This is a genomic window from Streptomyces sp. NPDC047079 (genome assembly GCF_040643755.1).
GTDB lineage: Bacteria > Actinomycetota > Actinomycetes > Streptomycetales > Streptomycetaceae > Streptomyces.
This window is the reverse complement of record NZ_JBEYUZ010000008.1, coordinates 252,514-262,319: the sequence shown is the minus strand read 5'-3', so window position 1 is coordinate 262,319 and position 9,806 is coordinate 252,514. Positions and strand designations below refer to the sequence as shown.

3 protein-coding genes, 1 tRNA gene and 1 rRNA gene are annotated in these 9,806 nt (G+C 68.9%); 4 read left to right on the top strand and 1 reads right to left on the bottom strand.

All coding sequences use genetic code 11. The features are described from left to right. The 3 genes from rrf to ABZ823_RS14430 form a co-directional block, all read left to right on the top strand. A 5S ribosomal RNA gene (gene rrf, locus ABZ823_RS14440) occupies positions 1-105 on the top strand; the annotation flags it as partial. A gap of 112 nt (positions 106-217) precedes the next feature. Continuing rightward, positions 218-880 (top strand): DegT/DnrJ/EryC1/StrS family aminotransferase, encoded by a 663-nt coding sequence (locus ABZ823_RS14435; protein ID WP_361658758.1) that lies wholly within the window; start codon positions 218-220, stop codon positions 878-880. 85 nt (positions 881-965) lie between these two features. Then, positions 966-1,038, top strand: a tRNA-Thr gene (locus ABZ823_RS14430). A gap of 106 nt (positions 1,039-1,144) precedes the next feature. On the opposite strand, the gene ABZ823_RS14425 is transcribed toward ABZ823_RS14430, so the two are convergent. Then, positions 1,145-3,892: a SpoIIE family protein phosphatase gene (locus ABZ823_RS14425; RefSeq protein ID WP_361658708.1), complete on the bottom strand. Its 2,748-nt coding sequence runs from the start codon at positions 3,890-3,892 to the stop codon at positions 1,145-1,147. Positions 3,893-4,269: 377 nt separating this feature from the next. Between ABZ823_RS14425 and ABZ823_RS14420 the strand changes: the two genes are divergently transcribed. Then, positions 4,270-9,741, top strand: coding sequence for a HAMP domain-containing protein (locus ABZ823_RS14420; protein WP_361658705.1), 5,472 nt, complete (start codon positions 4,270-4,272; stop codon positions 9,739-9,741). Positions 9,742-9,806 lie beyond the last annotated feature (65 nt).

Here is a 9,806-nt window from a genome sequence, read left to right as displayed (position 1 = left end):
AGCGTGAGGGAAACGCCCGGTTACATTCCGAACCCGGAAGCTAAGCCTTACAGCGCCGATGGTACTGCAGGGGGGACCCTGTGGGAGAGTAGGACACCGCCGAACGATTATTCAGAGCTGGTCCCCGAACTTCGGTTCGGGGACCAGCTCTTTTGCATTGCGCGTCACTTTGCGTTCACTTTGCCGGACCAGCATCCCAGCCATGGGTACTGCAGGAATGCTCAGGGCTGCGGGCATCGGCCACGGTGACGAGGTCATCGTGCCGGCCTTCGGGAACATCGAGGTTGCCGAGGCCGTGACCCTGGCTGGGGCGCACCCGGTGTTCGCCGACATAGACCCGGTGACGTACTGCCTGGATCCCCTCGCCGTCGAAACCGCGGTGACCCCGCAGACCGTCGCCGTCGTCGTCGTGCACCGGTTCGGCCGGCCCGCCGACGTGGCGGGTGTGCACGAGATCGGCCAGCGGCACGGACTCCTGGTGCTGGAGCAGGGAGAGTCCGAGACGCCGTACGCCGAAGTGGCCCAGCGCCGTGAGCGGGCGGGGTACCTGGACCGACGGCTGCGCGGGGTGTGGACGCCCGAGGGCAGCGGCGGCCACACGTATCAGCAGTACGTCGTGCGCGTGCCGGGCAACGGTCGGCCGGATCGCGACGCCTTCGCACGGGCCGTCCGGGCCAGGGGAGTTGAGTGCCGGGTGCCGGTGAAGACCCCCGTCCACCGCATGCCAGGGTTCCGCCGGGACGTGCGTCTGCCCGAGACCGAGCGGGCCGCGGACGAGACGCTCGCGCTGCCGGTGGACGCGTCCCTGACGAAACGTGAGATGAACCGGATCGTCTCGGCGTGCAACGCACTGGGTGGGTTGCTGCAACCCGCTTTCTGAGTTGGGTCCTCCCGTTTGGGAACACACGCCAGTTCGGGGTATGATCTATTCCGTTGCCGCGAGGGAAACCTCGAAAACGCGACAGGCCCCTATAGCTCAGTCGGCAGAGCGTCTCCATGGTAAGGAGAAGGTCAACGGTTCGATTCCGTTTGGGGGCTCCGAGAAAAGGCCTCGCCCAACAGGGCGGGGCCTTTTTCGCGTTGATGTCCATGTCGTGGGCTGATCGCGGTTGCTCCCGACTTCGGGCCGGGAAGCCGGGCCTCCTCAGTCCTTCGGAAGGCCCGGCACACGCATCGCCAGAATCGCCATGTCGTCAGAAGGTGCGTCCGACGCGAACCGCTCGACCGCGCGCATGATCCGGGCCGCGACCGCGCCTGCCGTGAGGCCCGTGCAGGCCGTGAGAACCTCCGCGAGGCCGTCGTCCCCCAACATGCGGCTGCCCTCGCGGCGTTCGGTGACGCCGTCCGTGACGCACAGCAGGACGTCTCCGGGGTCCAGCGTCACCGTCTGCTCGTACAGCTCCAAGTCCTCCATGACACCGAGCAGCGGCTGCGGTTCCGCGGCCGGTTCCACCGTGCCGTCCTGGCGCAGCCGCAAGGGCAGCGGATGGCCCGCGCAGACCACCTTCAGCACCGCGCTGCCGTCCTCCTGAGGCCACAACTCGCCGTAGAGCAGCGTCAGGAAGCGGCTGCGCGCGCCCTCGTCGAGGATCGCGGAGTTCAGGCGCTCCAGCACCGCGGGGCCGCCGAAGCCCTCGCGGGCCAGCAGGCGCAGGGCGTGGCGGGCCAGGCCGGTGACCGCGGCCGCCTCCGGGCCCGTACCGCAGACGTCGCCGATGGCGAAGCCGTACGCGCCGTCGCGGATCGGGAACAGGTCGTAGAAGTCGCCGCCGACCTCGTTGCCCTCGCCGGCCGCGCGGTAGATCACCTCGACCTCGACGCCGTCGACCTGCGGGAGCTCCGGCGGGAGCAGGCTGCGCTGGAGGGACTGGCTGATGGCCGTGCGCTCCGAGTACAGCCGGGCGTTGTCCAGGGCGAGGGCGGCCCGGCGGCTCAGGTCCTCGGCCAGTTCCAGGATCTCCTGGCGGAAGTGCTCGTCCGTCGGCTTGCCCAGGGTCAGCATGCCGATGACGCGGTTGCGGGCCACGAGGGGCAGTACGACTGTTTCGCCCCCGACCGCCGACGCCGTCGCCAGCGTCGTGCCGATGCCGGAGCTGACCGTGGACGGCTCGCCCAGGCCAAGGCTCCGCATGGAGGTGCGAAGCGCCGCCCTGTGGGCCGCTTCCGCCGGTGCCGTCCAGATCCGGGCGCCCGGGGTGGGAATGGGTTCCGGCGGAGCGATCTTCGACAGGAGCGCCTTGAGACCGTCGATGCGCTCCTCGTCTTCGTGCAGCACATAGGAAAGGTACGGCTCCGACGCCTGGTCGGCGATCGTGTACACCGCGCACCAGGTGGCCAGGGTCGGAATCGTCATCTGGGCCATGAGTGCCAGCGTCTGGTCCCGGTCCAGAGTGCCCGCGAGCAGGTCGGAGGCCTCGACGAGGAAGCTGAGCGAGCCGCGTCGCAGCCGCTCCAGCTCACCGAGGCGGGCCGATTCCACGGCCAGGGCGATGCGGTCGGCCGCGAACTGCAGGCGCAGCGCCTCCTCGTTGGAGTAGCGGGAGGGCGACTCGGCCGCGACGCCGAGGGAGCCGGTCAGACGGCCCTCCACCTTCAGCGGGACCGTCACCACGGAGCGCATGCCCGTGCCGGTCAGCAGGGGGACCGCACCCGGTACGGCGGCCAGGTCGTCGTGGACGGCGGGCATGCGGGCCGAGCCGTAGCGGCCGGGGCCCGCCTCGACCGGGACGCGGGCGAAGCGCTGGCGGGCGGAGGGCAGACCGGTCGAGGCGCGCACCTCCAGCTCGGTTTCGTCGTCGGTGGCCAGCAGGAGGAAGGCGGCGTCGCCGTCGAGCATGTCACGGGCGCGCTCCACCGTGCGCTGGAGGAGGCCGTCGAGATCGTCGGGGGCCGGGGAGCCGATGAAGACCTCGAAGGGGTCCGGGGCCTGGCCGTCCTTGGCGGTCGACGTGTCGGCCGCGGGGCCCCTCAGGGGAGTCTGGAGTACGGCCCGCTCGTGGTCCCGTACCAGCAGGCAGACCGTGGACGGCTCGCCGCCGGTGTCGCGTACGCGCAGGTGGGAGGCGTACACGGGGATCACCCGGCCGTCGGCACCGCGGATGCCGTAGCTGCCCTCCCAGCGGGAGAGCTGGAGGGCCTCGGCGATCCCGGTGCCGGTGCCGGGGGTGTGCGGCCAGGCGGCGAGGTCGGTGAGCGGTTTGCCGGTGACCTGCTCGGCCGCGTATCCGAAGAGGTCCTCCGCGTCCTCGTTCCAGGCGGCGATGGTGCCGGTGCGGTCGATCTGGACCACCGCGACGCGGACCCGGCCGTCCGCCAGCGGCAGCAGGTCCGCGGGGAGCGAGGGACCCGCCGCGCGCGTGCCCACCGGGCGTTCAGGCAGGTCGAGTTGGAACCAGACCTGCTTGTGTGTGGGCGTGTACTCGACGCCCCACCGGGCGGCCAGCGCGGCGCAGAGCTGAAGGCCGCGGCCGCCCTCCCGGTCCGGGTTGCCCATGTTCACGGTCCCCGACTGGAGCGGGATCTCGCGTTCCGGGTAGTGGTCGGCGACGTCGATGCGTACGCCGTCGTCGCTGCGCAGGCACAGGACGTCCGCGGCGGTGCCCGCGTGCACGACGGCGTTCGTGACCAGCTCGCTGGTGAGGACCACGGCGTCGTCGACGATGTCCGCGAAGCCCCAGCCCTGGAGGGTGTCGCGGACGAAGGACCGGGCGGTCGCCACAGATCGTCCGACGGGCTCGAAGCTGGCGGCCGCGCGGGCGGTGATCACGGAACTCCCTGTCCGGTTGTCGACGTGCGGGGCGCCCGGGCCGACCCCCTCCTGCCGAGGCAGAGGCTGGTTCCCGCTCTGCCTGGGATCCTGGGGGTGTCCCCCGGGACGCAGTCCGGTGGTCATGGTGCGGTGCCCCTCCGATGCCTGCCCGCTCGTGCTCGTGCCACCGCCCAGACCGGTCGGACCGCTGCGGCTGGACAGCCGGATGCAAGGTTACTTACCTTCGCCGTCCATGCGGATGCCGGTTGCCGGTGTTTACGTCCGGAGGGTGTGCGGAGCCTGTGCGAAGCTGCCGAACTGTTATGGCCTGGTTCAGGCATGGTGAAACACTGGGCAAGCTTCCCAAGGAGGTCCGGGCAGGCCGAGTGTCTTCTGCCAAGCAGGGCAGGAGCACCGCGCGTGTCCGGTGGCACGGGCACTCCTACGGGTCAGCAACCGGTTACGTCGAGCAGTACCCCTGAGCACAGCAGTGATGGTCGACCACCTGCGGGAGGGACACAGTGGAGTCTGGCGCAGCGACGCGGGGCACAAAGACGCGCGCGAAAGGCGGACAGTCCCTGAGTAACCAGCGCACGGCGCGCAAGGGAACCACCGCGGTGGACACAGCGGCCCTGAACCGGCTGCTGGCGGCCCTGGTGTCGATGAGGGACGGCAATTTCCGGAAACGGCTGACGGTCTCCGGCGACGGAGTGATGGCCGAGATCGCCGCGGTCTTCAACGAGGTGGCGGACCGCAATCTGCACCTGACCGGGGAGCTGGCGCGCGTGCGGCGCATGGTCGGGCGTGAGGGAAAGCTCACCGAACGGCTGGAGACCGGTGCCTGCGAGGGCTCCTGGGCGGCCGCGATCGACGCGTCCAACGCGCTCGTCGACGATCTCGCACGGCCCGTCTCCGAGGTGAGCCGGGTGCTGTCCGCGGTCGCCGAGGGTGATCTCTCGCCGCGTATGGAGCTGCGGACGCCGGGGCCGGACGGCACCGGGCATCCGCTGCGCGGCGAGTTCCTGAAGGTCGGCCGCACGGTCAACAACCTGGTCGACCAGTTGTCGACGTTCACCGACGAGGTCACGCGGGTGGCCATCGAGGTGGGCACCGAGGGCAAGCTGGGTGGTCAGGCGCGAGTGCGCGGTATGTCGGGTTCGTGGAAGGATCTCACGGATTCGGTCAATACGATGGCGTATCGGCTGACCGCGCAGGTGCGGGACATCGCGCTGGTGACGACGGCGGTCGCGAAGGGTGACCTGTCGCGGAAGGTCACGGTCCATGTGGCCGGCGAGATGCTGGAGCTGAAGAACACCGTCAACACGATGGTGGACCAGCTCGCGTCGTTCTCCTCCGAGGTCACCCGAGTCGCCCGGGAGGTGGGCACCGAGGGCGAGCTGGGCGGCCAGGCCAAGGTGCCGGGTGTGTCGGGCGTGTGGAAGGACCTCACCGATTCGGTGAACCTGATGGCCGGCAATCTGACCGCCCAGGTGCGCGGGATCGCGCAGGTGACGACCGCCGTCGCCAACGGTGACCTGTCGCAGAAGGTGACCGTGTCGGCCCGTGGCGAGATCGCGCAGCTCGCCGAGACGATCAACCAGATGACCGAGACGCTGCGCACCTTCGCGGACGAGGTCACCCGGGTGGCCAACGAGGTGGGTGCCGAGGGCCGGCTCGGCGGGCAGGCGAACGTCCCGGGTGCGGCCGGCACGTGGAAGGACCTCACCGATTCGGTGAACACGGTCTTCCGGAACCTGACCACTCAGGTGCGGGACATCGCCGCCGTCACCACGGCGGTGGCCAGTGGTGACCTGTCGCAGAAGGTCACCGTCGATGTCGCCGGCGAGATGCTGGAGCTGAAGAACACCGTCAACGGGATGGTGGACCAGCTGTCCGCCTTCGGCGCGGAGGTCACACGGGTGGCCCGGGAGATCGGCGTCGAGGGTGAGCTGGGCGGCCAGGCGCAGGTGCCGGGTGCGGCGGGCACGTGGAAAGACCTCACCGACTCGGTCAACACGGCGTTCCGCAACCTCACCGGGCAGGTCCGCAACATCGCCCAGGTGACGACGGCGGTGGCCAACGGTGACCTGTCGCAGAAGGTCACCGTGGACGTCTCCGGTGAGATGCTCCAGCTGAAGAACACCGTGAACACGATGGTGGACCAGCTCTCCGCGTTCGCCGACCAGGTCACGCGCATGGCCCGGGACGTGGGTACGGAGGGCCGGCTGGGCGGCCAGGCCGTGGTGCCGGGGGTCTCCGGCACCTGGAAGGAGCTCACCGACTCCGTCAACTTCATGGCGGGCAACCTCACCTCGCAGGTGAGGCAGATCGCCCAGGTGACGACGGCGGTGGCGCGCGGTGATCTGTCGCAGAAGATCGACGTGGACGCGCGTGGCGAGATCCTCGAGCTGAAGAACACCATCAACAACCTGGTGGACCAGCTCTCCGCGTTCGCCGAGCAGGTGACGCGGGTCGCCCGCGAGGTGGGTACGGAGGGCCGGCTGGGCGGGCAGGCCCAGGTGCCGGGCGTGGCCGGTGTGTGGCGGGACCTGACCGACTCCGTGAACGGCATGGCCGGCAACCTCACCACCCAGGTGCGCAACATCGCCCAGGTGGCGACGGCGGTGGCGCGCGGTGACCTGTCGCAGAAGATCGACGTGGACGCGCGTGGCGAGATCCTGGAGCTGAAGAACACCATCAACACGATGGTGGACCAGCTGTCGTCCTTCGCCGAGCAGGTGACGCGGGTGGCCCGCGAGGTGGGCACCGAGGGCATCCTCGGCGGCCAGGCCGAGGTCCAGGGGGTCTCGGGCACCTGGAAGGACCTCACGCAGTCGGTGAACTTCATGGCGAACAACCTGACCATCCAGGTGCGCAACATCGCCGAGGTCACCACAGCGGTCGCCAAGGGCGATCTGTCCAAGAAGATCACCGTCGACGCCAAGGGCGAGATCCTCGAACTGGTCACCACCGTCAACACGATGGTGGACCAGCTGTCGTCCTTCGCCGAGCAGGTGACGCGGGTGGCCCGCGAGGTGGGCACCGAGGGCATCCTGGGCGGTCAGGCGCACGTCCCCGGCGTCACGGGCATCTGGAAGGACCTCAGCGACAACGTCAACCTCATGGCCAACAACCTGACCATGCAGGTGCGCAACATCTCCCAGGTCGCGGCGGCCGTCGCCAACGGCGACCTGACGCGGACGGTGACGATCGAGGCGCGCGGTGAGGTCGCGCAGCTCGCCGACACCTTCAACACCATGGTGAAGACGCTGAGTTCGTTCGCCGACCAGGTCACCAAGGTGGCCCGTGAGGTGGGCACGGACGGCATCCTGGGCGGTCAGGCGCACGTACCCGGTGTGGCCGGCACGTGGAAGGACCTCACCGAGTCTGTGAACCAGATGGCGTCCAACCTGACCGGTCAGGTGCGCAACATCGCCATGGTCACCACGGCCATCGCCAAGGGTGACCTGACCAAGAAGATCGACATCGACGCCCGGGGCGAGATCCTCGAGCTGAAGACCACCATCAACACCATGGTGGACCAGCTGTCCTCCTTCGCCGAGGAGGTCACCAGGGTCGCCCGCGAGGTGGGCACGGAGGGTCAGCTCGGCGGCCAGGCGCGCGTGCGGGACGTCGACGGCACCTGGCGCGACCTGACCGAGTCGGTGAACGAGATGGCCGGGAACCTGACCCGGCAGGTGCGTGCCATCGCGCGCGTGGCGACCGCGGTGACCCGCGGCGACCTCAACCTGAAGATCGATGTGGATGCCTCGGGTGAGATCCAGGAGCTCCAGGACTACATCAACAAGATGATCGCCAACCTGCGCGACACCACGATCGCCAACAAGGAGCAGGACTGGCTCAAGGGCAACCTGGCCCGAATCTCCGCCCTGATGCAGGGCCGCCGCGATCTGGAGGACGTGGCCTCGCTGATCATGAGCGAGCTGACGCCGGTGGTCTCCGCGCAGCACGGCGCGTTCTTCCTCGCGATGCAGCTGATGGACGGGCAGGACCTGGGCGCCGACGCGGACGAGCAGTACGAGCTGCGCATGCTGGGGTCGTACGGCTACTCCATGGGCTCCATGCCGACGTCGTTCCGTCCGGGCGAGGCGCTCATCGGGACGGCCGCCAAGGAGAAGCGCACGATCCTCGTGGAGAACGCGCCGAGCGGCTATCTGAAGATCTCCTCCGGGCTCGGAGACGCGCCTCCCGCACAGGTGATCGTTCTTCCGGTGCTGTTCGAGGGGAAGGTGCTGGGCGTCATCGAACTGGCGTCCTTCACTCCGTTCACGCAGATCCAGAGGGACTTCCTCAACCAGATCGCGGAGATGATCGCGACGAGCGTCAACACCATCTCCGTCAACACCAAGACCGAGGTGCTGCTGAGGCAGTCTCAGGAGCTGACCGAGCAACTCAGGCTCCGCTCGGAGGAGTTGGAGCAACGGCAGAAGGCCCTCCAGGCGTCCAACGCCGAACTGGAGGAGAAGGCCGAACTACTGGCCCAGCAGAACCGTGACATCGAGGTCAAGAACACCGAGATCGAGGAGGCGCGACAGGTCCTGGAGGAGCGCGCCGAGCAGCTCGCGGTGTCCATGCGCTACAAGAGCGAGTTCCTGGCCAACATGTCGCACGAGTTGCGTACGCCGCTCAACTCCCTGCTGATCCTGGCCAAACTGCTCGCCGACAACGCCGAGGGGAACCTCTCGCCGAAGCAGGTGGAGTTCGCCGAGACCATTCACGGCGCCGGTTCCGACCTGCTCCAGCTGATCAACGACATCCTCGATCTGTCGAAGGTCGAGGCGGGCAAGATGGACGTCTCCCCGACGCGCATCGCGCTCGTGCAGCTCGTCGACTACGTGGAGGCCACCTTCCGGCCGCTGACCGCGGAGAAGGGGCTCGACTTCTCCGTGCGGGTGTCGCCGGAGCTGCCCGCCACGCTGCACACCGACGAGCAGCGCCTGCTACAGGTGCTGCGCAACCTGCTGTCCAACGCGGTGAAGTTCACCGACACCGGGGCCGTCGAGCTGGTCATCCGTCCGGCGGGCGGGGACGTGCCGATGGCCATCCGGGAGCAGCTGCTGGAGTCCGGCTCGCTGCGGGACCCGGACGCGGAACTGATCGCGTTCTCGGTGGCCGACACCGGCATCGGCATCGCGGCGAGCAAGATGAGGGTGATCTTCGAGGCGTTCAAGCAGGCGGACGGCACGACGAGCCGCAAGTACGGCGGTACGGGTCTCGGGCTGTCCATCTCCCGGGAGATCGCGCGGCTGCTGGGCGGCGAGATCCACGCGCAGAGCGAGCCCGGACGCGGCTCGACATTCACCCTGTATCTGCCGCTGCACCCGAGCGAGCTGCCGCCGCAGGGCTACCCGCAGCTGGCGCCCGCGATGGCGGCGGACGAGCTGCTGGCGTCCGAGGCGGAGCTGTCCGCGCCGGACATCGAGACCCCGGCCGAGGTGAAGTCGTACCAGGAGACCCAGAACGGGGCCGCGGCCCTCTTCCGGCGTCGGCGCAGGGCGGTCTCCTCGGGCATGCAGCGCGCCGTCGGCGGGGGACAGGAACAGTGGACAGGAGGTGAGCAGCAGGAGGGGCCGCAGCCGCGGCAGGCCGTGCGGTTCGACAGCGAGAAGGTGCTGATCGTCGACGACGACATCCGCAACGTCTTCGCGCTCACCAGCGTCCTGGAGCAGCACGGCCTGTCGGTCCTGTACGCGGAGAACGGCCGGGAGGGCATCGAGGTGCTGGAACAGCACGACGACGTCGCGGTCGTCCTGATGGACATCATGATGCCCGAGATGGACGGTTACGCCACGACCACGGCGATCCGGCGGATGCCGCAGTTCGCGGGGCTGCCGATTATCGCGTTGACGGCGAAGGCGATGAAGGGCGACCGTGAGAAGGCCATCGAGTCGGGTGCCTCGGACTATGTGACCAAGCCCGTCGATCCCGATCATCTGCTGTCCGTGATGGAGCAGTGGATGCGTGTGCAGTGATGTGGACGCTTGTGCGGTGAAAGGAACGCTCAATGTTCACGCGGAGTTGCTGACCGCGTGCGGCC